Genomic DNA, 576 nt, shown 5'->3' on the forward strand with positions numbered 1-576 from the left:
ATAGAAGTGAACATGCATAGTCAAAACGACAAAGTAGCGAGCGCTCTCGTGATATGCCAAATGTTTGACGAAGTATAGGAACTTAGCAGAGAAAATAGGCATAAGATAGATTTCGCACAAACGTTGGGGCCCAACTTGAACATTATAGTAAGCTGACATTACGTCAGCTTCTATGTTGGGGCCCACCCCAACTTGCATGGTCTGTAGAATTTCTTTTCGAAATTCTCTATGTTGGGGCCCCACCCCAACTTGCATTGTTTGTAGAAATTGGGGGTCCAATTTCTCTATGTTGTGGCCCCTGAATTAAATAAAGCTTGTTATTTGTGCATTTTTATTTGGTCAACTGTTGCTAGTATAATATTGCTTGATGTCCTATAATCGTTATGAACTAAATAGTATGAAAATATATATATCTAAATAATTAAAACGGGCAAATAGTTTAATATGGTAGTAACAATTTTTATAATTTAGATATTTTGATATAGACTAATGCTTAAATTAAGCAACTTTTCTAAAAAAGGGAGTATGAAAATGATTAGTACTTTGAATGAAATTATGAAATGTATCGAAGACAAC

1 protein-coding gene is annotated in these 576 nt (G+C 34.0%); it reads left to right on the forward strand.

What is annotated here, in order from left to right:
* A partial coding sequence (locus IDG60_RS21600) for a hypothetical protein (RefSeq protein WP_241013309.1) occupies positions 1-78 on the forward strand: 78 nt, incomplete at its 5' end.
* Positions 79-576 lie beyond the last annotated feature (498 nt).

The sequence above is a fragment of the Staphylococcus sp. EG-SA-2 genome (genome assembly GCF_017152085.1).